The organism is Massilia rubra, assembly GCF_011682065.1.
Lineage (GTDB): Bacteria > Pseudomonadota > Gammaproteobacteria > Burkholderiales > Burkholderiaceae_D > Telluria_A > Telluria_A rubra.
On the sequence record NZ_VUYU01000007.1, the window covers coordinates 213,636 to 238,367 of the forward strand.

Genomic DNA, 24,732 nt, shown 5'->3' on the forward strand with positions numbered 1-24,732 from the left:
CTTAATGATGGTGGCATGCGAATGTAACAGGAGCTTGAAATGACTACCACTGCAATGCAAAACACGCAGGACGCCGCCGAAACCACGCTCGAGGTAGGCGGCATGACGTGCGCCTCGTGCGCCGGACGGGTCGAAAAAGCCTTGCGCGCGGTCCCCGGCGTGCAGGGCGCCACCGTCAACTTGGCCACCGAGAAAGTATTGATTACCGGCGCACCGCTCGATCCGGCCCAACTGATCGCGGCGGTCGAGCGCGCCGGCTACTCGGCCAGCGCGCCTGCCGAGGTGGCCACGCCCGTGGCGCCGCCGCGTGGCTTGTCCGAACCGGCCGAGATCGCCATCGCCGCCGCCCTCACCATTCCCTTGCTGGCGCCCATGTTGCTGGCGCTTGTGGGCATCGACGCGATGCTGCCCGCCTGGGTCCAATGGCTGCTGGCCACGCCGGTGCAGTTCTGGATCGGCGCGCGCTTTTACCGTTCCGCCTGGAAAGCGCTGCTGGCCAGAAGCGGCAACATGGACTTGCTGGTCGCGCTCGGCACCTCGGCCGCCTACGGCCTGAGCCTGTACCAGTGGTTCGGCCAGCAGCATCACGGCGCGCACCTGTATTTCGAAGCATCCGCCGTGGTGATCACCCTGGTGCGCCTGGGAAAATGGCTGGAAACGCGCGCCAAGCGCCAGACCACCGAAGCGATCCGCGCGCTGCAGTCGCTGCGCCCGGAAACGGCGCGCGTGCGCCGCAACGGCGTGGAGACCGACATTCCAATCACTAAACTGAAGGTCGGCGACGAGGTCGTGATCCGCCCCGGCGAGCGTATCCCGATGGATGGCGAGGTCATCGACGGCGCCAGCCACGTCGACGAATCGATGCTGACCGGCGAAAGCCTGCCGGTGAGCAAAACCGTGGGCGCGCGCGTGATCGGCGGGGCGGTCAATGGCGAAGGCTTGCTGCTGGCCCGGGCCAGCGCCATCGGCGCCGAAACCGTGCTGGCGCACATCATCCGCGCGGTCGAGGATGCGCAGGCGGGCAAGGCGCCGATCCAGCGCCTGGTGGACAAGGTCAGCGCCGTGTTCGTGCCGGCGATCGTGCTCATCGCCGTCGTAACTTTCGTCGGCTGGTGGCTGGCCAACGGCGACTGGAGCGCGGCGCTGCTCAACGCGGTGGCGGTGCTGGTCATCGCCTGCCCGTGCGCGCTGGGGCTGGCGACGCCCACGGCGATCATGGCCGGCACCGGCGTGGCCGCCAGATACGGCATCCTGATCAAGGACGCCGAAGCGCTCGAACTCTTGCACGGCGTCACCGTGGTGGCGTTCGACAAGACTGGCACCTTAACCGCCGGCAAGCCGCGCCTGACCGCGCATGTTGCCGTGTCCATGGAGGCACCGGGCGGCGCACACGCCTTGCTGGCGCTGGCGGCCGCCGTGCAGCAGGGCAGCGAGCATCCGCTGGCGCGCGCGGTGGGGGACGCGGCGGGGGCGGCGGGCATCACGCCGGCCCCGGCTGGCGGCACCCGTGCATTGGCCGGGCTGGGCGTGAGCGCCACGGTGGGTGGCCGCGAGCTGCTGCTGGGTAACGCCGCACTGATGCGCCAGCATGGCGTCGACCTCGCCGCGCTGGCCGCGCAAGGGCAGGCGCGCGAGCAGGCCGGCGAGACGGTCTCGTGGCTGGCCGAGGGCGGGCGCCTGCTCGGCATGCTCGCTTTTGGAGACGCACTCAAGCCGGAGAGCCGGCAAGCGATTGAGCGGCTGCACGCGGCCGGCATCCGCACCGTGATGCTGAGCGGCGACAACCCCGGCAGCGCGCGCCACATCGCGGACCAGCTCGGCATCGACGAGGTGCACGCGCAGATGCTTCCCGAGGGCAAGGCGGCGATCATCGCGGCATTACGCGCCAGCGGCGAGCGGGTGGCGATGGTGGGCGACGGCATCAACGATGCGCCGGCCCTGGCGGCGGCCGATATCGGCGTGGCCATGGGCAGCGGCACCGACGTGGCGATGCACACGGCCGGCGTGACCTTGATGCGGGGCGACCCGCGCCTGCTGGTCGACGCCATCGACATCTCGCGCCGCACCTACGGCAAGATTCGCCAGAACCTGTTCTGGGCGTTCGTGTTCAACGTGATCGGGGTGCCACTGGCCGCGTTCGGCTTGCTCAACCCGATGATTGCGGGGGCGGCGATGGCATTTTCCAGCGTATCGGTGGTCAGCAATGCGCTGCTGCTCAAGCGCTGGGTAGCGGGAGGAACGGCATGACGACGATGAATATCGGCGACACGGCCAAGGCCTCGGGCGTGTCGGCCAAGATGATCCGGCACTACGAATCGATCGGGCTGATCGGCGAGGCGCAGCGCACCGATGCCGGCTATCGCGTGTATGGCCCGCGCGATGTGCAAGTGCTGCAGTTCATCCACCGCAGCCGCGCGCTGGGCTTTTCGCTGGAGCAGATCAAGACCTTGTTGGCCCTGTGGCAAGACAAGCAGCGGGCCAGCAAGGATGTGCGCGCGATGGCCAGGCAGCATATCGCCGAGCTCGACCGCAAAATCGGCGAGATGGAAGCCATGAAGCGCACCCTGGAAAAGCTGGCCGGCGCCTGCCATGGCGACGAGCGGCCGGACTGCCCTATCCTCGACGACTTGTCGCTCGGCTGAGGCGTTTGACAGGCGCCGTCCGGGCGCCGGCTTGGTATTCATAGAAGATCTTCGTCGCACATGACGTTCACGATGGCATGCGCTTGTGCGTCGAAGGTGGCCTGTTCGCGCCCGCTGCCGGGCGCCGCCGGCGGCGCGTGACCGCCCGTGCCACCTTCGGTGGCGTGCGCAAGGAAGGTCCGCATCACATGTTCGACGCCGGCCTCGGTCACCGAGCGCAGATCGGGTCCGAAATAGCTCCCCTTCGAGAAAGGCGAGGTGACGATTTCGTACGAGGGGAAGTAAGCAATATGGCTGAATTCACGTTCGAGCTGGTCGGCGGCGACGCGCAATATCGACTTGGACGCCACGGTCGACACCAGGACATGGCGTGGTTCCATTGTCGCCATCAAGGGCACCGGGGACACGGTAAAAATGATTTTCGCGCCCGGGTTGACCTGGCCCAGCTTGTCTTGAAACTCCCGCAACTCCGCGATGACCTCATTGACGGATGAGTTATGGAAGACATGTTTGTCAGGCGAGAACTCGCCACCGGCAACGCCGGGACACACCGGGAAGACGCTGCCATCGATGGCCGAGCGCCAGTGTTCGGTCAGGCCGAGCGTGAAGATGAACACGTCGAGGTGCTCGAACATCGTCCGTACCGCGCGCAGATGCTGGACCCTGTCCCTCAGCAGCTCTTCTTTGCTGGAAAAACCGCCCGGCTCGATCGATGGCCGGTACGGGTCGATCGGCCTGCCGCTCGCGTTGAGCCAGCAGTCTTCGGTCGGCGAGAAGCTGCCGTACGCCCTGTCGAATAATTGCAGTAACTGGCGCGCGGTGTAGACGTTGCCGTAACGCGCGGAGAAAATGCCGTAATGATGCGCTTTCTTGATGTCCGGCGACCCGATCGCATGTCCGGGTTCCGTTACAAAAAAATTGAACCCGTCGCGGCCAAGATGGCGCGCGATATGCTGGGCAAAACAGCTGCCGGCGGTCGCGACCTTGTCGTGCCTGGATAATTTGAATTTGAAATCACCGACCAGCTCTATCTGGTTGGGCGCCATGCCGTCGAATGCCTTGCGCCAGTGCGACGTTGCCGGGATATCCTGATAGGGGTGCTGGGGCATGGTCGTGCCTTCAGTTGTTTTGGACGAGGGCGGTGATCTGGTCGAGTATCAGGGCGCCATAGCCGTCGTTACCGTGCAATGGATCGATGTAATACGCGCGGCGCAAAAATCCGCTGTCATCGATGGAATCGCCTGGACAGGGAATGAAGCCGATCCCGATGCGTTCGCATTCCTGGCGAACAATCCGGCTGTGCAAACGCCACAATTTGTATCGAAAAAATGGTGCGGCAATGTTCATCGTCGCATACTGTTTGGTAAGAAAAACCGGCGGCAGGTTTTGCTTGCAGAAATCGTTATCGAACACTGGCGGAGGACTCTCCAGATGATATATCGGAACCGGCATGGCGCGGCGCAAGGCGTTCAGGAATTCCAGGTCGCGGACGACCAATCCAAGCAATACCTTGGCGACATAATCGTAAGGCACGAGCTCGGCGCCGGGGTCGAAAGGAAGATCGGTTTGCTCGGGTAAAACGATATCGTACGGAACGCGATGTTGAAACAGTCCCATGAAATTATGGGCATTCCCCCCGACCATCGAGAAGATCGCCGTGTTCCCGCCATCTGCCTTTGCAAGCCGCTCGCGCAAGGTCGGGTTGATGTATGTTGCCGCGCCGTCCGTGTGCAGGAACTGCTTGTCCGGCACTGCTTTCAACATATGAATAATATCGAATTCCGCCTGGAACGCACGCCGTGTGTTTTTCAGCGCGCCCCGCAGCGCATTGGTGTGACTTAACCCGATGATTTGTGCTCGCATTTTGTTCGCTCGTCGAAAAATGATCGGTTCAATGCGCCTCTCATGGGCGTCGGTTCGTGCCTTTCTCGCAAGTGCACCGGTCAGCATCGCCGGATATCCCGGTCACTGAAGCGGATTACTTGACTCTTTTTTTGGCGGCCGGCTTGAGCACCCTTGCCACAGCCTCGCTGAACTGGTCCGGTTCGCCTGCGGCGGCGCGCTTTTTCAGCGCATCCGTGGTGCGCTTGCGGTCCTTGCTCAAGTGCAGCAGCATGCGCAGGCTGGCGTCGGCCTCGGCCGGCTGGTCGGCCAGCGCGGCCGCTTCGGCCATGTTTCTCCAGCCTTCCACGTGGTCGGGCGCAGCCTCAAGCAGTTTGGCGAGCACCATGCGTGCACGCTCATGGTCGCCAGCGCCGATGAGAGCGGCGCCGAGCGCGCTGCGGGCAGCGAGGTTGGCGCCGTCGGCATCGACCGCAATGCCGAGTGCGACGATCGCGGCCTTATAGTTCTTGTCGAGCAATTCTTTGGCGCCTTGCTGCAAGAGTCCTGCCGATGCTTTCCTGGCGGTCTCCGACACCGGCTCCTGCGGCCTGGCTTGTTCCGTCAGGGTACGCACCGTGGCCCAGTCGCGCGCATTGACGGCGACCAGCATGGGGGAGAGCGGCTGGACTGGCTTGACAGGCATGTTGACGTACACGCCGGCGGGGGCGACGGCCGCTGCGTCCGCCGCCGGCGCCGTCACAGCCGCCGCGGCCGCTACAGCCTTTGGCGGCGCTTGCGGGTCGTTGACTAGCTTGTAAAGCAACACGCCAACGATGACCGCCGACACCAACGACATGGCCAGCGACACCAGGTCCGGCCCGCTGCCTGCGGACGCCAGTTCCGGCGCCGGCGTGGGCGCCGGCTGGGCGTAGTGCCGCGCGCGCTTGGCCAGGGCCGCCTGGCGCGACTGGCGCGAACGCTTGGCGCGCCGCTTATCGCGCCAGATGGACAGACCCCACAGCACGCCGACCGCCGCTACCCGTTCGGCCTGCATTTCATAAAAGAAGCTGGTGGACGCCATGCCTGATAACATCAGCGCCCCCGTGGCAAGCAGTGGCGCGATCATGCCGCGAAGCGCGTGCTTGCCTTTGTCCAGATTGGCTGGCAGCGCGTCCGTCACCAGATTGGCGTCGAAGGTGCCGTCGACCCAGGCATTGTATTGTTTGCCGCCATACGCGATCACGACATGGCCTACGGGAACATACACTGCCGATGCCTCCCAGCTGGTGCTGGCGTTCCAGTGCCAGTCGCGTTGCTGCTCGCCTTGTGCGTGGCCCTTGACGCATGTTTCGACCACACTGGCGACGCGCGCCTCGGCGTGCATCGAATAGGCGATGTGTTGGGGCAGGGCGTAGGGCTGGGTTTCGACGCCACTGGCAAAGGCGGCGTCGAAAGGCCTTGCCAATATCATGTTTTGCAAGCGGTCAAGCAAGGGCAAGGCGGCCGGCGCCAGGCCGCTGCCGGCGTAGGCAAGCATGAGAAACTTGTTGGCGTCCTGGCCGTTGACCGGGCGCCAGTCGACGACGGTGCGTGACTTCGTAACCGGCACCCGCCGCGATTGGCCATCCACGTGGCGCAGCACATGGTCGGTATACATTTCGGTCCGGTTGTAGCCGAACGAGGCTGTCCACGAGGCACTGTACGAGACGGTGAAGGCAAAGCAGGGCATGTAAAAACAATTTACGGTCAGCACGGCGCGCTCGACCATGTCATCCGGCACAAGATCGTTCGCCGCCAGGTGCCGCAGCACCCCGAACGCGAGCGCGTTTTCTTCGACCGACAGCGGAATGATCCGCTGGGCCGCCGTGCCGGCTGTTGGCGCGGCATGCGCAATCGGCGTGACCGCGTCGCAGTAATCGCATTGCAAGGCTTGCAAGCCGGCCGCGTAACTCAGGCGTGCGCCGCATCCCTGGCAGATTAATGTGTCCAGCTGTGCCGCCATCGCATCCTCAAAATATATAGTTCACTACTCCTGCGGTGTCAGGTCTGACATTCGGACACGGACTGTACCGTGGAGGTCCGATTGAGTTCCATAACAGATGAGCTCGTGTCCGATTGTCAGACCTGACACCGGTTTTGACACCGGTGTTACTGGCCGGCCGCTTTCAGCAGCGGATTACTCGACGTGCCGCCTTGACCGCCTGTTTTGTAATGCGTGACGACCACGCCTTTTTTGTTGAATTCGAAAGCGGTGGTCTCGCTGATGTTTTTGCCGATAATTGCTTGCCCGATCTGGGTGAAATCGTAATACCAGACGGTATTGCCGCCGGCTTCCGTTTTCCGGTTTGGCTGGCCGACGACGGCGATCACATCGGCTTGGGTGCTTTTCTTGTCAATGACGCTTGCCATTTGTGCCGCCGAAATTTGCGTGCCCGTCTTCATCGCGCCAAAGTCGGACAAGCCTTTTACCGAACCGCATGCGGTCACGCTGGCCAGGCAGATCACAGTCAGGCAAATACGGATTTTATTCTTCAACATAAACACTCCAGGGTTAACAACTCACTTGAAATCAGGTATGCCGGCGCAAAATTCCGGCACTTACACATGGGATTATACGGAACAGCCACCCAGCTTATCTGATTGTCAATGTGAATGGATAAATAAGCTCCTGGGCCACGCTCATTCGCCTGTTTCCCCCGCTTCATTCAACAAGTGCTTTCTCCATCCGCCATGCATCCATCCCATCTTCGTAATACGCTTCGTATTCCCCGAATACCCGATATCCGCTCGTTGTAAACAGCCCGATCGACGCCACGTTATCCTTGCGCACTTCCAGATACACCGCCGTACACCCGCGCGCCCGCGCCGCCTGTTCCGCCGCGCGCACCAGTCCCGCCGCCACCCCGCGGCCCTTCCAGGCCGCCGCCGTCGCAATGGTGTACACCCGCGCCCGCGCCGTCTTCGCGCGAAACAGCAAGGTCAGGTAGCCGCGCGTTTCTCCCGCCAAGGTATCGATCAGCGTGAGCGATTTTCCCCGCGACAGAAGATGCCGAAAACTGCGCCGGCTCACCCGGTCGCCGCTGAAGCTGGCTTCTTCGATCGCCGCCAGTGTCTCCACATCGTCCATCGACGCGCTGCGCATCGTCGCCGTCTCATGCATTTCCATCGCTACTCTCCGCTTCATCAACGGCTGCATTTTTACATTTCCTTTACGACAGCGTGCCAACTCTTTAGAAATTCTTTACGGCCACGTCGATACCATTTGCTGTGTCTCCACTCCTCACCACAGCCAAGAAAGAAGCACCATGAAGATCGCCATGTTCGCAGCCGCCCTGTTGTCGTTCTCCGCACAGGCCGCGACCGATGTCAGTGTCAACGCCGCCGCCACCAGCGACTACCGCTATCGCGGCATCTCGCAAACCCGCCTCCAGCCGGCCTTGCAGGGCGGCGCCGACCTGCTGCACAAGCCATCCGGCTGGTACGCCGGCGTATGGGCCTCGACCATCAAGTGGACCAATGATGCCGGCGGCGACGGCAAGGTCGAAATCGACGTCTACAGCGGCAAACGCGGCGATCTGGCCGGCGGCATCGGCTACGACGCCGGCGTGCTTGCCTACGCCTACCCATCGAACAAACTCGGCCATGTGGCGGGCTTTGCCAACGCCAACACCACCGAGGTCTACGGCCAGCTCTCGTACGGCGTCGCCCTGATCAAGTATTCGCACGCGCTGACCAACCTGTTCGGCTATGTCGGCAGCAAGCACAGTGGTTACCTCGATCTGGCCGCCAATCCGGATCTCGGCAACGGCGTCGTGCTCAATCTGCACGCCGGACGCCAGCGCGTGGCCCACAACAGCGCCGCCAGCTATACCGACTACAAAATCGGCGTGACGCGCGACTTTGGCGTGGCCAGCGTGGCCTTGGCCGTCATCGGCACCAACGCAAGCAAGGCCGCCTACGCCTCGCCCGCCAACGGCAAGTTCCTCGGCAAAACGGCGCTGCAACTGACCGTAAGCAAGACCTTTTAATGGCGGCGTTTACGCTTTGTTTACACCGGCGCGGCAACTCTTTACACCGTTTTTAGACGCTTGCCGATACGCTCATCAATAACAAAACCAACTCGTTCGAGGGTGATATGGACCTGATTTTTATCGGAGCGCTCCTGCTCTTTTTCGGCCTCTGCCGCGCTTTTGCAGCCGGCTGCGCCACCCTGGGGGACAAGAAATAATGGAACCCATCTACATCGCCGGCGTCGTGGCCGCCGGCCTGCTGGCCTACCTGGTCCATGCGCTGCTGAACGCGGAGGACCTGTGATGACCATGCAATCGATGGCGCTGCTGGGCGCCTTTCTGGCCGTGCTGCTGGCGCTGGCCTGGCCGCTGGGCCGCTTGCTGGCCAAGGTCGGCGCTGGCGGCGCCGTGCCCGGCTTGGGCTGGCTGGCGCCGCTCGAACGGCTGCTGTACCGCTTGGGTGCCGTATCGCCCGACACCGGCATGGGCTGGAAAGCGTATGCCACCGCGCTGCTGGTCTTTAACGGACTCGGTGCGCTGTTCGTGTACGGGGTGCAGCGCCTGCAGGCGTTCTTGCCGCTCAATCCGCAGGCGCTGGGGAACGTCAGCCCCGATTCCTCGTTCAACACCGCCGTCAGCTTCGTGGCCAACACCAACTGGCAAGGCTACGGCGGCGAGCAGACCATGAGCTACTTCACCCAGATGGTCGCGCTGGCCGGCCAGAACTTCTTTTCCGCCGCCACCGGCATCGCGGTCGCCTTTGCGCTGATCCGCGGTTTCAGCGCGCGCTCGGCGGCGTCGATCGGTAACTTCTGGGCCGACATCACCCGTTCCATCTTGTACGTGCTGCTGCCCTTGTCGCTGCTGTTCGCCGTGTTCCTGATGGGGCAGGGCGTGGTCCAGAACTTCAACAGCTACCAAGAAGTGCAGTTGATCGAGCCGGTCGCGTATTCGCTAACCACGCCGGGCGCCGATGGGCAGGCAGTAACCGAAGCCAAAGTCGCCACCACCCAGACCATCGCCATGGGCCCGGTCGCCTCGCAGGAAGCGATCAAGCTGCTTGGCACCAACGGCGGCGGCTTTTTCAACGCCAACTCGGCCCACCCGTACGAAAACCCGAGCGCGCTGTCGAACTTTGCGCAGATGCTGGCGATTTTCCTCATTCCCGCCGCGCTGTGCTTCGCTTTCGGGCGCATGGTCGGTGATGCGCGCCAGGGCTGGGCCATCCTGGGCGCCATGAGCCTGATGTTTGTCGTCGCCGCCAGCGTGGTGATGAGCGCCGAACAAGCCGTGCATCCGCAACTGGCGGCGCTGGGCGTGGACCAGGGCGCGAGCGCCCTGCAGGCCGGCGGCAACATGGAAGGCAAGGAAGCGCGTTTCGGCATCGCCGCCTCGACCCTGTTCGCCGCCGTGACCACCGCCGCTTCGTGCGGCGCGGTCAACGCCATGCACGACTCCTTCACGCCCCTCGGCGGCATGGTGCCGATGCTGCTCATGCAGTTGGGCGAAGTGGTGTTCGGCGGGGTCGGCTCGGGCCTGTACGGGATGCTGGTGTTCGCCATCATGGCGGTCTTCATCGCCGGCCTGATGATCGGCCGCACCCCGGAATACCTGGGCAAGAAGATCGGTTCGTACGAAATGAAAATGACTTCGATCGCGATCCTGGTCACCCCGCTGCTGGTGCTCGGCGGGACCGCGCTGGCGGTGATGCTCGACGTGGGCAAGGCGGGCATCGCCAACCCCGGCGCGCATGGCTTCTCGGAGATCCTGTACGCCTTCAGCTCGGCGGCCAACAACAACGGCAGCGCCTTTGCGGGCTTGTCGGCCAATACGCCGTTCTACAACACCATGCTGGCCATTGCCATGTGGTTCGGACGCTTTGCCGTGATCGTGCCGGTGCTGGCGATCGCCGGCGCGCTGGCCGCCAAGCCGCGCCTGAAAGAGAACGCCGGCACCATGCCCACGCACGGCCCCATCTTCATCGGCCTCCTGGTCGGCGTGGTGACGCTGGTCGGCGTGCTCAATTACGTACCGGCGCTGGCGCTCGGCCCCGTTGTCGAGCATTTGCAGCTCTATTCCAAATAACTTCATGCGGAGCATATGATGTCGCAAGCACTTCCGCTGCCACCGGCAGCGACCACCCGCAAGACACTCACGCTGTTCGATCCGGCGCTGATTGGCCCCGCCATCGTCGACGCCGTCATGAAGCTGGGACCGCGCACGCAACTGCGCAGCCCCGTCATGTTCGTCGTCTACGTCGGCAGTATTCTTACCACCCTGATGTACTTCCAGGCCGTCGCCGGCAAGGGCGACGCCGACAGCGGCTTCATTCTGGCCATCAGCGTCTGGCTGTGGTTCACCGTGCTGTTCGCGAACTTCGCCGAAGCGTTGGCCGAAGGGCGCAGCAAGGCGCAGGCCGCGTCCCTGCGCGGGCTCAAGCAAAGCGTCAGCGCCAAGCAGTTGGCCACGCCCAAATACGGCACCACCTGGTTGCCCATTCCCGGCGCCGATCTGCGCAAGGGCAATACCATCCTGGTCGAAGCGGGCGATGTGATTCCCATCGACGGTGAAGTCATCGAAGGCGTGGCCTCGGTCGACGAGAGCGCCATCACGGGCGAATCGGCGCCGGTCATCCGCGAGTCGGGCGGCGACTTTTCGGCCGTCACCGGCGGCACCCGCGTGCTGTCGGACTGGCTGGTGGTGCGCGTGTCGGTCAATCCCGGCGAGACCTTCCTGGACCGCATGATCTCGATGGTCGAAGGCGCCAAGCGCCAGAAAACGCCCAACGAAATCGCGCTCACCATCTTGCTGGTGGCCCTGACCATCGTGTTTTTGGTGGTCACCGTGACCCTGCTGCCGTTTTCGCTGTTTGGCGTGGCGGCGGCCGGTGCGGGCAAGCCGGTCAGCGTCACGGTGCTGATCGCATTGCTGGTGTGCCTGATCCCGACCACCATCGGCGCGCTGCTCTCGTCCATCGGCGTGGCCGGCATGAGCCGCATGATGGGCGCCAATGTCATTGCCACCTCGGGCCGCGCGGTGGAAGCGGCCGGCGACGTCGACGTGCTGCTGCTGGACAAAACCGGCACCATCACGCTCGGTAACCGCCAGGCCGCCGGCTTCTTCCCGGCGCCGGGCGTGAGCGAGCAGGAACTGGCCGACGTGGCGCAACTGGCCTCGCTGGCCGACGAAACCCCGGAAGGGCGCTCGATCGTGGTGCTGGCCAAGCAGCGCTTCAACATCCGCGAGCGCGACATGGCCAGCCTGCGGGCCAGCTTCATCGCGTTCAGCGCCAACACGCGCATGAGCGGCGTGGATGTGGGCGCGCGCCAGGTGCGCAAGGGCGCGGCCGATTCGGTGAAAAAGCATGTGGAGGCGCTCGGGCTGCCGTATCCGCTTGAAGTTGCGCGCACGGTCGACGACGTGTCGCGCCGTGGCAGCACGCCGCTGGTGGTGGTCGATGATGGCCGCGTCATGGGCGTGGTGGAGTTGAAGGATATCGTCAAGGGCGGCATCCGCGAGCGTTTTGCGGAACTGCGCCGGATGGGCATCAAGACGGTGATGATCACCGGCGACAACAGGCTCACCGCCGCCGCGATTGCCGCCGAAGCGGGCGTGGACGACTTCCTGGCCGAGGCCACGCCCGAAGACAAGCTCAAACTCATTCGCAGCTACCAGGCGGAGGGCCGGCTGGTGGCGATGACCGGCGACGGCACCAACGACGCGCCGGCGCTGGCCCAGGCCGACGTGGCGGTGGCCATGAACTCGGGCACGCAGGCGGCCAAGGAAGCGGGCAACATGGTCGACCTGGATTCGAATCCGACCAAGCTGCTCGAAATCGTCGAAATCGGCAAGCAGATGCTGATGACGCGCGGCTCGCTCACCACGTTCTCGATCGCCAACGACATCGCCAAGTACTTCGCCATCATTCCGGCCGCCTTTGTGGGCACTTACCCGCAGCTCAAAAGCCTGGACGTGATGCGCCTGGCAAGTCCCGATTCGGCCATCATGTCGGCCGTGATTTTCAATGCGCTCATTATCGTGGTGCTCATTCCGCTGGCGCTCAAGGGCGTGAAGTACCGGGCGATAGGCGCGGCGGCCCTGCTGCGCCGGAACATCCTCATTTACGGTGGGGGTGGCATTGTGCTGCCGTTCATCGGCATCAAGCTGATCGACATGCTGCTGTCGGCGCTTCACCTGGTCTAGAAAGGACACTCCATGCAAACCACTTTTCGCCCCGCCATCATGCTCTTTGGCGCACTGACCCTGGCCGTGGGCGTGCTCTATCCGCTGGCGGTGACCGGGATCGGGTACGTCGCTTTTCCGGACCAGGTGCGCGGCAGTTTGCTCACGCGCGACGGCAAGACGGTCGGCTCAAGCCTGATCGGGCAGTCGTTTTCGGCGCCGGGGTATTTTTGGGGCCGGCCGTCGGCGACCGGGCCGATGGCCAACAACGCGGGCGGCAGTTCGGGCTCGAACCTGGGGCCGCTCAATCCGGCGCTGGTGGAGGCGGTCAAGGGCAGGGTGGCCGCGCTGCGGGCGCTTGACCCGGGCAACACGGCCTTGGTGCCGGTGGACCTGGTGACGGCATCGGCCAGCGGGCTCGATCCGGAGATCAGCCTGGCGGCGGCGCAGTATCAGGCGGGCCGGGTGGCGCGCGCGCGCAAGATCCCGCGCGAGCGGGTCGAGGCGATCATCAAGGAAAAGGCGATCACGCCGGTGCTGGGCGTGTTCGGCGAGGCGCGGATCAATGTGCTGGCGTTGAACCTGGCGCTGGATGCGGCGTATACTCGGTAACGTTCGTAACAAAGGTGGCCATGTCCCCAACCGACCCGCAACGCCCCGACCCCGACGCCCTGCTGGCCCAGGTCCAGACCGAGGAACGCAAGGCGGCGCGCGGCAAGCTGCGCATCTACTTCGGCGCCTCGGCCGGCGTCGGCAAAACCTACGCCATGCTGGCCGCCGCGCGCAAGCTGCACGCCGACGGCCTCGCTGTGCTGGTCGGCGTGCTCGAAACCCACGGCCGCGCCGACACCGCCGCCCTGCTCGACGGCCTTGACCGCCTCGAACCGAGCACGCTGTACCACCGTGGCAAAACCCTGCACGAATTCGACCTCGATCGCGCCCTGGCCGCCGCCCCGTCCCTGATCCTGGTCGACGAGCTGGCCCACTCCAACGCCCCCGGCTCGCGCCACCCCAAGCGCTGGCAGGATGTGGAGGAGCTGCTGGCGGCCGGCATCGACGTCTTCACCACCGTCAACGTGCAGCACCTGGACAGCCTGAACGACGTGGTTGGCGGCATCACCGGCGTGCGCGTGGCCGAAACCGTGCCCGACACCGTGTTCGACCGCGCCGACGAAGTGGTGCTGGTCGACCTGCCGGCCGACGAACTGCTGGCGCGCCTGCGCAGCGGCAAGGTGTATCAGCCGGAACAAGCCGAACGCGCCTCGAAAAACTTCTTCCGCAAAGGGAACTTGATCGCCCTGCGCGAGCTGGCCCTGCGCCGCACCGCCGACCGCGTCGAGGACGACGTGCGCGCCTACCGCATCGAAAAGTCGATCGACACCGTCTGGAAGACCGGCGGCGCGCTGCTGGCCTGCGTGGGACCGCGCGCCGACGCCGAGCATGTGGTGCGCAGCACTGCGCGCCTGGCCGGCCAGCTGGGCGCCGACTGGCACGCCGTGTACGTCGAAACGCCGGCCCTGCAACGCAAGCCGGCACCGCGCCGCGAACTGACCCTGAAAACGCTGCGCCTGGCGCAGGAGCTGGGCGCCACCACGGCGGTGCTGGCGGGGCGCGACATTGCCGCCGCCATCGTCGAGTATGCGCGCGACCACAATATGTCGAAGGTGGTGCTGGCGCGCGCGCACCGCTCGTGGCCATGGCGCCGCCCGCATCGCGCCCGCATCGCCAGCGCCGCACCGGACATCGACCTGATCGAAGTCGGCGGCGGCAAGCCACGCCCGGCCCCGATGGCGCCGGAAACGAACACCGTCATCCTCGCCATCGACAGCGGCAAACGGCGCGCCCGGGCCTACGCCTGGTCGGGCGCGGCCAGCCTGGCTGCCGCGCTGCTGCTCTCGCCCCTGGTCGGCTACGTCGACCTGGCCAACATCGCCATGCTGTTCCTGCTGGTGGTGCTGCTGGTGGCGGTGCGCTTCGGGCGCGGGCCGTCGGTGCTGTGCACCTGCCTTTCGGTCGCCTTCTTCGATTTTTTCTTCGTCTCGCCGCGCTTCACGTTCAACGTCTCGGACCTGGAATACCTGATCACCTTCGGCGTGATGCTGGCGGTAGGCCTGATCACCGGCCACCTGACGGCCGGCCTGCGCTTCCAGGCGCGCGTGGCGGCGCACCGCGAGCGCCGCTCGCGCGCGCTGTACGAATTTGCGCGCGAGCTCTCCGGCGCGCTCCAGACCGAACAGATTGTCGACACCACCAGGGACGCCATCGCCCGCACCTTCCGCGCCAGCGCCACCCTGCTGGTGCCCGACGCCGACGGCCGCCTGCTGGCGCCCCCGGGCGCCAGCGCCGACCTGGGCGTGGCCCAATGGGCGTTCGACCATGCGCAAAGCGCGGGCCTGGGCACCGGCACCTTGCCGGCCAGCCCCCTGTTCTACCTGCCGCTGGTCGCCCCGATGCGCACGCGCGGGGTGCTGGCCATCGCACCCGAACAACAGCGCTGGATGCTCATTCCCGAGCAGCGCAAGCAGCTCGACACTTTCGCCGCGCTGGCCGCCATCGCGCTCGAGCGGGTGCATTACATCGAGGTGGCGCAGGACGCGCTGGTGAACATGGAATCCGAACGCCTGCGCAATTCCCTGCTGGCGGCGCTCTCGCACGACCTGCGCACGCCACTGACCCTGTTGGTCGGCCTGTCGGAATCGCTGGCCGCCTCCACGCCCGCGCTGGCCGCGCCGCAGCGCGAGATGGCCGACATCCTGCACGAGGAAGCGCTGCGCATGAGCGCCCTGGTGAGCAACCTGCTGGAGATGGCGCGCATCCAGAGCGGCCAGGTCACCTTCAACATGCAGTGGCAGCCGCTCGAAGAAGTGGTCGGCAGCGCATTGCGCGCCTGCGCCGCGCCGCTGCGCGCGCATATCGTGCGCACCGAACTGGCGCCCGGCCTGCCGCTGGTGCGCTTCGACGCGGTGCTGATCGAGCGGGTCTTGTACAACCTGCTGGAGAACGCGGCCAAGTACACGCCGCCCGGTTCGACCATCGTGATCGGCGGCGCGCGCCATGGCGCAATGCTGCAAATGAGCGTCCACGATAACGGCCCTGGTTTTCCGGCCGGCCGCGCCGAGACCCTGTTCGACAAGTTCGCGCGCGGCGAGCGCGAGTCGGCCAAACCGGGCGTTGGCCTGGGTCTGGCGATCTGCCGCGCGATCATTGAGGCACATGGCGGTAAAATCGAGGCTGGCGCGTCGCCCACCGGCGGCGCCTCGCTTGTCTTTACATTGCCGCTCGGGACTCCACCTCCCGGCCCCGAACCAGAAAGCCTTGACTTGCCCGATGACTGATCCCGCCCCCACCGCCCTGCTGGTCGAAGACGAGCCGCAGATTCGCCGCTTCGTGCGCGCCGCGCTCGAGGACGAGGGCTGGGTGGTGTTCGAAGCGGCCACCATGCAGCGCGGCCTGATCGACGCCGGCACCCGCACGCCAGAGCTGGTGGTGCTCGACCTGGGCCTGCCCGACGGCGACGGCATCGCCTTCATCGCCGACCTGCGCACCTGGTCGTCGGTGCCGGTGATCGTGCTGTCGGCGCGGGTGGGCGAGGCCGACAAGATCCGCGCGCTCGACGCCGGCGCCGACGATTACCTGACCAAGCCGTTCGGCGTGGGCGAACTGCAGGCGCGCGTGCGCGCCACCTTGCGCCGCCAGCGCCAGCCGGGCGCCGCTCCGGCCGCGCTGGTGCGCTTCGGCGACGTCAGCGTGGACTTGCAGGCGCGCCGCATCAGCAAGGGCGGCCAGCATGTGCACCTGACCCCGACCGAATTTCGCCTGCTGTCGGTGATCGTGGCCAATGCCGGGCGCGTGGTCACCAATCCGCAGCTGCTGCGCGAGGTGTGGGGACCGTCGCACGCCGAGGATGGCCACTACCTGCGCATCTACATGGGCCACCTGCGCCACAAGCTCGAAGACGATCCGGCGCAGCCGCGCTACCTGCTGACCGAAACCGGCGTCGGCTACCGCCTGCTGGCGCAGGACTGACATGCACGCACCCTTTTCCCTGCTCGACGCCGAAAACACCCTGGCCTCGCCGGTCCCACTGCCGTCCGGGCGCGCCGCGCAGATGCTGGCGCTGACCATCCTGTGGCATCCCGAGCGCGAGCGCATCGGCGAGCAGTTCATCGCGCCCAGGGCGCCGAACAGCGGCGCCGACATTGCGGTGAACCGCTTCGCGCCGCTGTTCGGCGCCCTGGCCGGCGAGCGCGCGCCGCTCGATCACCGCCGCATCGCGCGCGATTCGCTGCGCCTGCGCCGCCATCGCGACGATGGCGTGAGCCTGCTGCTGCCGCAAAGCCGCATGCGGGTGGAGCTGAACGGCGCCATGCTGGCCGCGCCCGAAACGCGCTGCACGCCCGAACAGGTCGATGCCGGCCTGGTGATCGGCCTCGGTGGCGTGGTGCTGCTGTGCGTGCACTGGATGGACCGCCTGCCGCAGCCAAGCGCCATCGCATCGGTGCGCGGGGTCAGTAGCGCCGCGATCCGCGTGCGTGAGCTGATCCGCCAGGTGGCCGCGACCGAGCTGCCGGTGCTGCTGCTCGGTGAAGCCGGCAGCGGCAAGGAGCTGGCCGCGCAGGCGATCCACCAGGCCAGCGCGCGCTGCCGCAGCCCGATGGTGGCGGTGAACATGGCCAGCGCCGGCGAGTCGCGGGCGGAGTCCGATCTGTTCGGCGCCGGCACCGGGGCATTTGCGCAGGCTGGCGACGGCGTCGTGTTTCTCGACAAAGTCGGCTTTGCGCCGCCGGTGGTGCAGGCGATGCTGCGGCGCGTGCTGCAGACGGGCGAGTACCGCCCGTCCGGCGCGCGCCTCAAGGAGGCGGCCAGGGCGCGCCTGATCGGCGCCAGCGACCATGACCTGCACGACGGCAGCTTCAACCAGGCCTTGCTGCGCCGCCTGGAAGCGCTGGTGGTGCACCTGCCGCCCCTGCGCGCGCGGCGCTGCGACATCGGCGTGCTGGCGCTGCACTGCATGCAGGCCTGGAGCGCGCGCACCGGCAGCGCGCCCGAGCTGCCGGTCGCGTTCATGAGCCAGCTGTGCAACTACGACTGGCCCGGCAATGTGCGCCAGCTCGGCAGCGTGGTGCAGCGCGCCATGAGCGCCGCGCAGGCCGGCCAGGCGCTCGATTTCGACGCGCTGGCGCCGGGCGCGGCCAGCCGGCCGGCGCGCACCCGGCCGGCCAAGCTGGGGCCACAGGCGGTGCTCGACGCGCTCGAGGCGAACGGTTGGCTGATCCGCAATGCGGCGCTGGCGCTGGGCGTGTCGCGCCCGACGATGTACAAGCTGATGGAGGCGCATCCGGCGATCCGCCAGGTCGGCCAGATTGCGCCGGCCGAGATCGACGCGGCGCTGGCCACCCACGGCGGCGACGCCGGGCGCTGCGCCGCCGCGCTCAAGACCCCGAGCGAAGCGCTGCGGCGCTACCTGCGCGCTCGCAAAGTGTTGTGAAGCGGGCACGCCGGCATGCGGCTGGCATGGCGGCCGGCGCCGATGCTTGCTTCCTTGGGCCGGCCGGAATCTAATATAGGCAGGAGCGCCAGCCGGCCCTCATCGACAACGGAGTTTGCCATGCATGTCGCCCCTTTACGCCGCCGCTGGGTCGCCGCCCTGGTGCTGGGTACGGCCAGCCTGGCCTGCGCCGCGCAGGAACCGGCCCTGTACGTGTACTCGACCATCGACGCGCTGCTGGCCGGTGTGTACGAGGGCCAGCTGAGCGTCGCGCAACTGGGCGCCAAGGGCAATTTCGGGATCGGCACCTATAACGGCCTCGATGGCGAAATGGTGGTCCACGATGGCAAGTTCTATCACGTGCGCGCCGACGGCTCGGTGCGCATCGCGGCGCCGACCGAGCGCACGCCGCTGGCCTACGTGCTGCCGTTCGTGCCCACCAAAACCGTGGAGCTGGGGCCGGCCGCCAGCCTGCCGGCCATCGAAGCGCTGGCCGACCAGCAGCTAAGCAACAAGAACATGTTTTACGCGGTCGAGGTCAAGGGCCGCTTTACCGGCATCTTCACGCGCGCCATTCCCGCGCAGGGAAGGCCGTACCGGCCGCTGGCCGAGGTGTCGAAGACGCAGAGCGTGTTCACGCGCGAGGCGGTGGCGGGCACCCTGGTCGGCATCCGCAGTCCCAGCCTGAGCAAGGGCATCAGCGTGCCGGGCTACCACTGGCACTTCATCTCGGACGACCTGACCTTCGGCGGACATGTGCTCGGCACGGGGCTGGAACGCGGCGTGCTGAAGCTGGCCCAGGTGCGCCGGCTGGAAGTGGAGCTGCCGCTGAACGACGATTTTGCCAACGCCGACCAGGACAAGGACCGCGCCGCCGAGCTGCGCAAGGTCGAGAGCGCACAGCACGACAAGGATGGCGTCCACAAACCTTGATTGCCGGATCGCGGCATGCCACTGGCGTAAAATGGGCTTCCTGTCATTACAATGAAACCATTGCCATGCGTAAACTTCCACTCTTTTCCGCCCTCGTCCTGGCCACCGCCTGCCTGAACTCGTCCGCTCAAGCACTCGATAAAGATAGCTTGCCCGGCAATTACTTCCTGAAAGGCGTCATGGAAGTTGGTTCCGAGATATGGCTCGGCAAAAATGGAAAATTTCAGTACATGCTCGCCTATGGCAACCTCGACCAGGGAACCGAGGGCGTGTGGGAAATCAAGAACGAGCGCGTGGTATTGACGTCGGTACCGGGGCCGATGCTGTTTCGCCTGGAGAAAGAAACCGACTTCAAGCCAGAGAAAGAGCCGCAGGCCGGCACTTGGGTCGCGGTGGTCCGCGCCGACGATTTTTATGTGAAGGATGTCGAGCTCACATTCGAAGCCCAGTCGGGCAAGAGCGCAACGGTGAGCGGCACCGATCCCAAAAACGGGCAGGCGATCGTGACGATGCCGGCCAGCGAGGTCTGGTCCCGTACCGGCCTGCGTCGCCGTGGCAGCCAGGATGCGTGGCAATGGGTGGCGGTGCCTCCCGCCCGCGCCAGCACCCGCATCGCCGGTTTTCGGTTGACCAACCAGATCTCGGCCATGACCGCGTTCAAATCAATGGAATTGACCGCTGGCAAGGATGGCTTGATTCCCGATGAGGCATCGGGCCTGTCGCAGGGCGTCTATAAAAAAGCGCAGTGACACCCGTGCGCCGCCGGCGTCATTGATGGTGTCATTGTGAGGACGCCATGGATCGTGTCGCGCTGTTGACGAAGCGCGGCGATGGCCTTGGCCTTCGCCGCATCGGCTGAGGACATATGCGCGTCATGTAAAATATGGTTCATGTAACCAAAATGCAAAGATTGTCATGTCCGAGACCCCTGAACTGCCAAGCTCCGTTGCGGGCGCCGACAAGCCCAACTCGTCCGCGCTGAAGTTCGATCTCGACGACTTGCCGGGGAATTATTTCCTGCAAGGTGTCATGGAGGTCGGTTCGGAATTATGGCTTGGCAAGAACGGCAAATTCCAGTTCCTGCTCACCTATGGCGCGCAAGACGATGGCAACGAGGGTGTGTGGGAAATCAAGGACGATTTGCTGGTGTTGACCCCGGTGGAAGAACCAATGGTGTTCCGTCTGGAAACCGACAACGAGTTCACGCCCAGGCAGGAGCCCGAGCCTGGCCAATGGGTCGCGGTATGTTGCACTGCGGATATCTATTTGAAGAACATCGAGGTCCGCTTTGAAGCTGCCTCGGGCAAGGGGGTGATCGTCGACACCAATCCCGCCAACGGCCAGGCCATCGTGAGCATGGCGGAAGGCGAAGTCTGGGCGCGTACCGGCCTGCGTCGCAGTGGTACCGAGGAAGCGTGGCAATGGCTGTCGATGCCGCCCGAGCGCGCCAGCGCCCGCATTGCCGCTTTTCGGCTGACCAATCCGATTGCGGCCATGACCGCCTTCATCTCGATGGAACTGAAGGCCGGCGCGGAAGGCCTGGTGGTCGCCGATGAGGAATCAGCCCTGTCGGAAGGCGTGTACAAGAAAGCGCGCTGACCCCGGTATGCGGGCTGGAATGGCAGCGCAAGCGCCTGTTTCCACTGGTACGCCGCGCGCGGCAAGCGGGAACCGTTGGCCTGAAATTGCCGGTCTGGATACTGATACTATTCGGACTTGGATTCGCATGCGCGCGGGAGGAGTAAAGCAGTGGCAGAAATCGATCATGTGCTGATCGTCGATGACGACCGTGACATTCGCGAGCTGGTGACGGCCTACCTCGAAAAACAGGGCCTGCGCTGCACGGCGGCCGAAGACGGCCGCGCGATGCGCTCGGCGCTGCAACGGGCCACGCCCGACGTGATCGTGCTCGACCTCATGCTCCCCGGCGACGACGGTCTGGCCCTGTGCCGCGAGATCCGCTCCGGCAAGCACCGCGCCATTCCGATCCTGATGCTCACCGCGCGCGACGATGAAACCGATCGCATCGTCGGCCTGGAACTGGGCGCCGACGATTACATGTCCAAGCCGTTCGCGGCGCGCGAGCTGCTGGCGCGCATCCGCGCGGTGCTGCGCCGCACGCGCATGCTTCCGCCGAACATGCAGGCCACCGAAACGGCATCCCTGATCGGCTTCGGCGCATGGCGGCTCGACCTGGTGGCGCGCCATCTGCTGGCCGAGGACGATGTCGCGGTCGCACTGAGCAGCGCCGAATACCGGCTGCTGCGGGTCTTCCTCGACCATCCGCAACGGGTGCTGACGCGCGATCAATTGCTGGAACTGACCCATGGCCACGATGCGCAGGCGTTCGATCGATCCATCGACATCCTGGTCAGCCGCCTGCGCCAGCGCCTGCGCGACGACCCGCGCGAGCCGCGCTACATCAAGACGCTGCGCAGCGAAGGGTATGTGCTGTCATGCCCGGTCACGCCACTGGCGGGAACGGCGTGAAACGCATCGCCGCGCTGCTGCGCGCCCTGGCCCCGGCCAGCCTGTTCGCGCGCCTGTCGATCATTTTGCTGGCGGGACTGGCAGCGGCCCAGTTTCTCTCCGCGATGCTGACCATCGACGAACGTAACGACGCGAGCATGGGCGCAATGATCGATTATGTCGAAGTCGACCTGCGCACCGCCGTGGCCCTGCTCGAGCGCTTGCCGCACGACGAGCGCGCGGCCTGGCTGCCACGTCTCGAACGCGGCGGCTACCGGTATGCGCTTGGCGCCGGCCAGGCCGGCCCGCCGGTGACGGCGCCGCACTCGATGCGCGTGCTGGCGTCGGTCACGCGCGCGCTCACGCCCGGCCATGCCTTCAGCGCGCACGCGGTCGCCGGCGACGCCGAACGCTTCCAGGTACATGTGACGCTGGCGGACGGGCAGCCGCTGACGGTCGACTTTCGCCCGCGCCGCGGCCTGCCTTTGTCGGAGCGGCTGCCCTACATGCTGGCGGGGCAGCTGGCGCTGGTGGCGCTGGCCTGCTGGCTGGCGGTACGGCTGGCGATCCAGCCCTTGCGCACGCTGGCCGACGCCGCCGACGCGCTCGGGCCAGGCCTGCGCCCGGTGCGCATGCCCGAACAAGGCCCGTCCGAAGTGGCGGCCGCCGCGCGCGCCTTCAACGCCATGCAGCAGCGCATTGCCGCCTATGTCGATGAACGGCTGCGCATCCTGGCGGCGATCTCGCACGACTTGCAGACGCCGATCACGCGCATGCGCTTGCGCGTCGACCTGATGGACGAATCGCCGCAACAGCAACGCCTGATCGACGATCTGCGGCAGCTCGAAGACCTGGCAAGGCAAGGGATCGGCTACGCGCGCGCGATGCACGGCCAGCTGGAACCGGCGCGCGCGATCGACCCCGACGACCTGCTCGACGCCATGGCGCTCGACTACCGCGACAGCGGCGCCGGCGTGGCTTTCGAGCGCCAGGGCGGGGCGCCTGAAGTCATACCGTTCGTCACGCGTGCGGGCGCCCTGCGCCGCGTGGTCACCAACCTGGTCGACAACGGCTTGAAGTACGCAGGCGAGGTGAACATCACGATGGAGCGCCCGGCGCAAGGCGTCATCACGATCCGGGTGCTCGACCGGGGGCCGGGCATTCCCGAGGCGGCGCTGGAACAGGTCTTCGAGCCGTTCTACCGGCTCGAGAGCTCGCGCAACCGCGACACCGGCGGCACCGGCCTGGGGCTGGCGATTGCGCGCCAGTTGGCGCTCACGCTTGGTGGCGGCCTGACCCTGCACAACCGGCCCGATGGCGGGCTGGAAGCGCGGCTGGTGGTGCGCGCCGTGGCGCCCGCCGATCAGCCGAAAGTGAACGCGTAGACCTCGGCCCCGCTGTCGAGAAAACGGATCTCGACGCGCCGCTGCAGGGCAGAACCCGACTGCCGGACCAGCTGATACAGGCGGGTGGCCGTAACGACGCCGTTGCCATCGGCGTCGATGTCGGCGCCGTGGTCCGCACCCGGTGCGCGGCCATCGACGCTGACCTTGATGCGCACGGTGCGCCCGGCTTGGCCGGGCCCCATCACCAGGTGCAGGTCGCGCGCCCGGAACTGGTGCGCGATGGCGCCGCCAGCCAGTTCGGCCCTGGCCGATTCGGCGTTCACGGTCCAGCGTCCGGACAGGGCCCATTGGTTCAGGCCAAGCTGGCCCGCCGAGTACTGGTGCGCCACGTCGCGCCGCACGCCTTCGGGCGAGTTGAACCCACTGGCCTGGCGATAGCCGACGTAGGTTTCGGCCGAATCGAGCTGGCGCAGGTCTGGCGCCATCTGTTCCGCCGCTCCCGCCGGATCGACCAGGGTAGCGTCGACCGGGCCGCCGCGCGCTTCGGCCAGCAGCGACTGCATCGCCCGTTCCAGCTTGTCGTAGCCGCCTTCGCCTACCTGGCGGTAGCGGATCTTGCCGTTGGCGTCGACCAGATACCACGCGGGCCAGGCGTTGTTGCCCCATGCCTGCCAGATGCGATGGTCGCTGTCCACCGCCACCGGAAAATCGATCTTGAAGCGGCTGACGGCGGCGCTCACGTTAGTCAGGTCTTTTTCGAACCTGAACTCGGGCGAATGCACCCCGACCACCGTCAGGCCGTGGGCGCGATACTTGTCGGCCCAGGCGCGCACATACGGCACCGTGCGGATACAGTTGATGCAGGAATAGGTCCAGAAATCGACCAGCACCACCTTGCCGCGCAGTTGCGCGGGCGTCAGCGGCGCGCTGTTGAACCAGGTGGTCGCGCCGTCGAAACCTGGCATGGCCGCCTGCACCGGCAAGCTGCTGCGGTAAGGCGTGGCGGCGCGGCTGCCGGACGGCATCGACAAGGCGGCCACGCCGAGTACGGCGACGCATCCGAGTGCGGCGATGGAATAGCGGTTCATGGTGGCTCCCTCAAACAATCTCATTTTTCCAGGACGACGATGGGTTTGTTCTTTTCAACCAGGTAGGTCGCCAGTTCCGCGCTGTTGCCGGTCGAGACATTCTTTGCCGAGTGCGCGGCGCCCGCCGGAATGTACAGGGACTCGCCGGCCTGCAGGCGGATGGTTTTTCCGTTCATTTCATATTCGACCGTGCCGGCGAGGACGTAGGCGATTTCCACGCCGGGGTGCACGTGTTTCGGGAACGACGCGCCCGGTGCGAAATCGACGCGCACCTGGATCGCCTCGCGGTTGCCTTCGAAGTCGTGGCGGACCGATTCGGTGCGGGCGATGCCTTTGGCGTCGAACTGCTGTGCGCCCGCCGCCGCCGACAGCAGGCCCGCCGCCGCCATGAGCATGGCGCAGGCGGCATTGCGTGCCAACGATGGACGGAGGTGGTGTTGGATGGCGTGCATGGTGTTTCTCCTGTGAGTTCGCCGTTGCGCGCCAGGCCAGGGTGGCTTGCCGCGTCGACGAGGACTCATTAGACCGTTTTGGTGTTTCCGCGCGATGTCGGCAATGCCCTCCAGATCGCGGTCAACGTGTCCACAGCGTCAGCAGAAACAATTCGACACAAAAGTCGGGCGACAACGTACGGCGCGGCGCCGGCAGCATGGCGACGGACGCGTAAATGATATCTTTGCGGTCACATTAATTTCTAATAGGTAATTATCCTGTCATAGTGGGCGTGCATGATGCCTGGGCAAATTCGCA

The 24,732-nt window shown here is 65.8% G+C and carries 22 protein-coding genes; 15 read left to right on the forward strand and 7 right to left on the reverse strand.

Features of this window, described 5'->3' with window-relative positions:
• Nucleotides 1-39: 39 nt before the first annotated feature.
• Both F0185_RS13185 and cueR read left to right on the forward strand, forming a co-directional pair.
• Complete coding sequence (locus F0185_RS13185) at nt 40-2,247, forward strand: heavy metal translocating P-type ATPase (protein WP_167225063.1); 2,208 nt, start codon at nt 40-42, stop codon at nt 2,245-2,247.
• A 5-nt stretch (nt 2,248-2,252) separates the two neighbouring features.
• Nucleotides 2,253-2,642, forward strand: a complete 390-nt coding sequence (gene cueR / locus F0185_RS13190; RefSeq protein ID WP_167225298.1) for a Cu(I)-responsive transcriptional regulator — start codon at nt 2,253-2,255, stop codon at nt 2,640-2,642.
• Between the two features lie 38 nt (nt 2,643-2,680).
• Here cueR and F0185_RS13195 read toward each other — a convergent pair whose 3' ends face one another.
• The 5 genes from F0185_RS13195 to F0185_RS13215 form a co-directional block, all read right to left on the reverse strand.
• On the reverse strand, nt 2,681-3,751 hold the full coding sequence (locus tag F0185_RS13195) for a GSCFA domain-containing protein (RefSeq protein ID WP_167225065.1): 1,071 nt from the start codon (nt 3,749-3,751) through the stop codon (nt 2,681-2,683).
• A gap of 10 nt (nt 3,752-3,761) precedes the next feature.
• Nucleotides 3,762-4,592: a hypothetical protein gene (locus tag F0185_RS13200; RefSeq protein ID WP_167225067.1), complete on the reverse strand. Its 831-nt coding sequence runs from the start codon at nt 4,590-4,592 to the stop codon at nt 3,762-3,764.
• Between the two features lie 28 nt (nt 4,593-4,620).
• Nucleotides 4,621-6,468 (reverse strand): tetratricopeptide repeat protein, encoded by a 1,848-nt coding sequence (locus tag F0185_RS13205; RefSeq protein WP_167225069.1) that lies wholly within the window; start codon nt 6,466-6,468, stop codon nt 4,621-4,623.
• Nucleotides 6,469-6,614: 146 nt separating this feature from the next.
• Complete coding sequence (locus tag F0185_RS13210) at nt 6,615-7,004, reverse strand: hypothetical protein (RefSeq protein WP_167225071.1); 390 nt, start codon at nt 7,002-7,004, stop codon at nt 6,615-6,617.
• Between the two features lie 163 nt (nt 7,005-7,167).
• On the reverse strand, nt 7,168-7,662 hold the full coding sequence (locus F0185_RS13215) for a GNAT family N-acetyltransferase (protein ID WP_167225073.1): 495 nt from the start codon (nt 7,660-7,662) through the stop codon (nt 7,168-7,170).
• A gap of 121 nt (nt 7,663-7,783) precedes the next feature.
• Between F0185_RS13215 and F0185_RS13220 the strand changes: the two genes are divergently transcribed.
• From F0185_RS13220 to F0185_RS13280, 13 genes are all read left to right on the forward strand, one after another.
• Nucleotides 7,784-8,494 (forward strand): TorF family putative porin, encoded by a 711-nt coding sequence (locus F0185_RS13220; protein WP_370664012.1) that lies wholly within the window; start codon nt 7,784-7,786, stop codon nt 8,492-8,494.
• A 199-nt stretch (nt 8,495-8,693) separates the two neighbouring features.
• Nucleotides 8,694-8,780, forward strand: coding sequence for a K(+)-transporting ATPase subunit F (kdpF, locus tag F0185_RS35445; protein WP_167225300.1), 87 nt, complete (start codon nt 8,694-8,696; stop codon nt 8,778-8,780).
• Nucleotides 8,780-10,561, forward strand: a complete 1,782-nt coding sequence (gene kdpA / locus F0185_RS13230; protein ID WP_167225077.1) for a potassium-transporting ATPase subunit KdpA — start codon at nt 8,780-8,782, stop codon at nt 10,559-10,561. The genes kdpF and kdpA overlap by 1 nt, the downstream gene beginning before the upstream one ends.
• Nucleotides 10,562-10,579: 18 nt before the next feature.
• Nucleotides 10,580-12,679, forward strand: coding sequence for a potassium-transporting ATPase subunit KdpB (gene kdpB, locus F0185_RS13235; RefSeq protein ID WP_167225079.1), 2,100 nt, complete (start codon nt 10,580-10,582; stop codon nt 12,677-12,679).
• Between the two features lie 12 nt (nt 12,680-12,691).
• Complete coding sequence (kdpC, locus tag F0185_RS13240; protein ID WP_167225081.1) at nt 12,692-13,270, forward strand: potassium-transporting ATPase subunit KdpC; 579 nt, start codon at nt 12,692-12,694, stop codon at nt 13,268-13,270.
• Nucleotides 13,271-13,290: 20 nt separating this feature from the next.
• Nucleotides 13,291-15,993, forward strand: coding sequence for a DUF4118 domain-containing protein (locus tag F0185_RS13245; protein WP_167225083.1), 2,703 nt, complete (start codon nt 13,291-13,293; stop codon nt 15,991-15,993).
• Complete coding sequence (gene kdpE, locus F0185_RS13250) at nt 15,986-16,684, forward strand: two-component system response regulator KdpE (RefSeq protein WP_167225085.1); 699 nt, start codon at nt 15,986-15,988, stop codon at nt 16,682-16,684. Before F0185_RS13245 ends, kdpE begins: the two co-directional genes overlap by 8 nt.
• A 1-nt stretch (nt 16,685) precedes the next feature.
• A complete protein-coding gene (locus F0185_RS13255) occupies nt 16,686-18,146 on the forward strand; it encodes a sigma 54-interacting transcriptional regulator (RefSeq protein ID WP_167225087.1) in 1,461 nt (486 codons plus the stop codon).
• A gap of 120 nt (nt 18,147-18,266) precedes the next feature.
• Nucleotides 18,267-19,079 carry an acetolactate decarboxylase gene (gene budA, locus F0185_RS13260; RefSeq protein WP_167225089.1) on the forward strand — a complete coding sequence of 271 codons (813 nt, stop codon included), beginning with the start codon at nt 18,267-18,269 and terminating at the stop codon, nt 19,077-19,079.
• Nucleotides 19,076-19,828: a hypothetical protein gene (locus F0185_RS13265; RefSeq protein WP_167225091.1), complete on the forward strand. Its 753-nt coding sequence runs from the start codon at nt 19,076-19,078 to the stop codon at nt 19,826-19,828. The genes budA and F0185_RS13265 overlap by 4 nt, the downstream gene beginning before the upstream one ends.
• 166 nt (nt 19,829-19,994) lie before the next feature.
• A complete protein-coding gene (locus F0185_RS13270; RefSeq protein ID WP_167225093.1) occupies nt 19,995-20,678 on the forward strand; it encodes a hypothetical protein in 684 nt (227 codons plus the stop codon).
• A 150-nt stretch (nt 20,679-20,828) separates the two neighbouring features.
• On the forward strand, nt 20,829-21,569 hold the full coding sequence (locus tag F0185_RS13275) for a response regulator (RefSeq protein ID WP_167225095.1): 741 nt from the start codon (nt 20,829-20,831) through the stop codon (nt 21,567-21,569).
• The gene (locus tag F0185_RS13280) at nt 21,566-22,933 is read left to right on the forward strand and encodes a sensor histidine kinase (protein ID WP_370664009.1); all 1,368 of its coding nucleotides are present in this window, start codon (nt 21,566-21,568) and stop codon (nt 22,931-22,933) included. The genes F0185_RS13275 and F0185_RS13280 overlap by 4 nt, the downstream gene beginning before the upstream one ends.
• Here F0185_RS13280 and F0185_RS13285 read toward each other — a convergent pair.
• Both F0185_RS13285 and F0185_RS13290 read right to left on the reverse strand, forming a co-directional pair.
• Nucleotides 22,912-23,982 carry a redoxin family protein gene (locus F0185_RS13285; RefSeq protein WP_229476982.1) on the reverse strand — a complete coding sequence of 357 codons (1,071 nt, stop codon included), beginning with the start codon at nt 23,980-23,982 and terminating at the stop codon, nt 22,912-22,914. The two genes, F0185_RS13280 and F0185_RS13285, sit on opposite strands and share 22 nt — an antisense overlap.
• A 20-nt stretch (nt 23,983-24,002) precedes the next feature.
• A complete protein-coding gene (locus F0185_RS13290; RefSeq protein WP_167225101.1) occupies nt 24,003-24,434 on the reverse strand; it encodes a cupin domain-containing protein in 432 nt (143 codons plus the stop codon).
• Between the last annotated feature and the right edge of the window lie 298 nt (nt 24,435-24,732).

What these genes read in the sequence shown, in the direction of transcription:
- F0185_RS13205 (WP_167225069.1), bottom strand. Translation starts at nt 6,468, where the DNA reads ATGGCGGCACAGCTGGACACATTAATCTGCCAGGGATGCGGCGCACGC.
- F0185_RS13215 (WP_167225073.1), bottom strand. Translation starts at nt 7,662, where the DNA reads ATGCAGCCGTTGATGAAGCGGAGAGTAGCGATGGAAATGCATGAGACG.
- F0185_RS13195 (WP_167225065.1), bottom strand. Translation starts at nt 3,751, where the DNA reads ATGCCCCAGCACCCCTATCAGGATATCCCGGCAACGTCGCACTGGCGC.
- kdpC (WP_167225081.1), top strand. Translation starts at nt 12,692, where the DNA reads ATGCAAACCACTTTTCGCCCCGCCATCATGCTCTTTGGCGCACTGACC.
- budA (WP_167225089.1), top strand. Translation starts at nt 18,267, where the DNA reads ATGCATGTCGCCCCTTTACGCCGCCGCTGGGTCGCCGCCCTGGTGCTG.
- F0185_RS13290 (WP_167225101.1), bottom strand. Translation starts at nt 24,434, where the DNA reads ATGCACGCCATCCAACACCACCTCCGTCCATCGTTGGCACGCAATGCC.
- kdpB (WP_167225079.1), top strand. Translation starts at nt 10,580, where the DNA reads ATGTCGCAAGCACTTCCGCTGCCACCGGCAGCGACCACCCGCAAGACA.
- F0185_RS13200 (WP_167225067.1), bottom strand. Translation starts at nt 4,592, where the DNA reads ATGCTGACCGGTGCACTTGCGAGAAAGGCACGAACCGACGCCCATGAG.
- F0185_RS13255 (WP_167225087.1), top strand. Translation starts at nt 16,686, where the DNA reads ATGCACGCACCCTTTTCCCTGCTCGACGCCGAAAACACCCTGGCCTCG.
- kdpE (WP_167225085.1), top strand. Translation starts at nt 15,986, where the DNA reads ATGACTGATCCCGCCCCCACCGCCCTGCTGGTCGAAGACGAGCCGCAG.
- kdpF (WP_167225300.1), top strand. Translation starts at nt 8,694, where the DNA reads ATGGAACCCATCTACATCGCCGGCGTCGTGGCCGCCGGCCTGCTGGCC.
- F0185_RS13220 (WP_370664012.1), top strand. Translation starts at nt 7,784, where the DNA reads ATGTTCGCAGCCGCCCTGTTGTCGTTCTCCGCACAGGCCGCGACCGAT.
- kdpA (WP_167225077.1), top strand. Translation starts at nt 8,780, where the DNA reads ATGACCATGCAATCGATGGCGCTGCTGGGCGCCTTTCTGGCCGTGCTG.
- F0185_RS13270 (WP_167225093.1), top strand. Translation starts at nt 19,995, where the DNA reads ATGTCCGAGACCCCTGAACTGCCAAGCTCCGTTGCGGGCGCCGACAAG.
- F0185_RS13185 (WP_167225063.1), top strand. Translation starts at nt 40, where the DNA reads ATGACTACCACTGCAATGCAAAACACGCAGGACGCCGCCGAAACCACG.
- F0185_RS13285 (WP_229476982.1), bottom strand. Translation starts at nt 23,982, where the DNA reads ATGAACCGCTATTCCATCGCCGCACTCGGATGCGTCGCCGTACTCGGC.
- F0185_RS13245 (WP_167225083.1), top strand. Translation starts at nt 13,291, where the DNA reads ATGTCCCCAACCGACCCGCAACGCCCCGACCCCGACGCCCTGCTGGCC.
- cueR (WP_167225298.1), top strand. Translation starts at nt 2,253, where the DNA reads ATGAATATCGGCGACACGGCCAAGGCCTCGGGCGTGTCGGCCAAGATG.
- F0185_RS13210 (WP_167225071.1), bottom strand. Translation starts at nt 7,004, where the DNA reads ATGTTGAAGAATAAAATCCGTATTTGCCTGACTGTGATCTGCCTGGCC.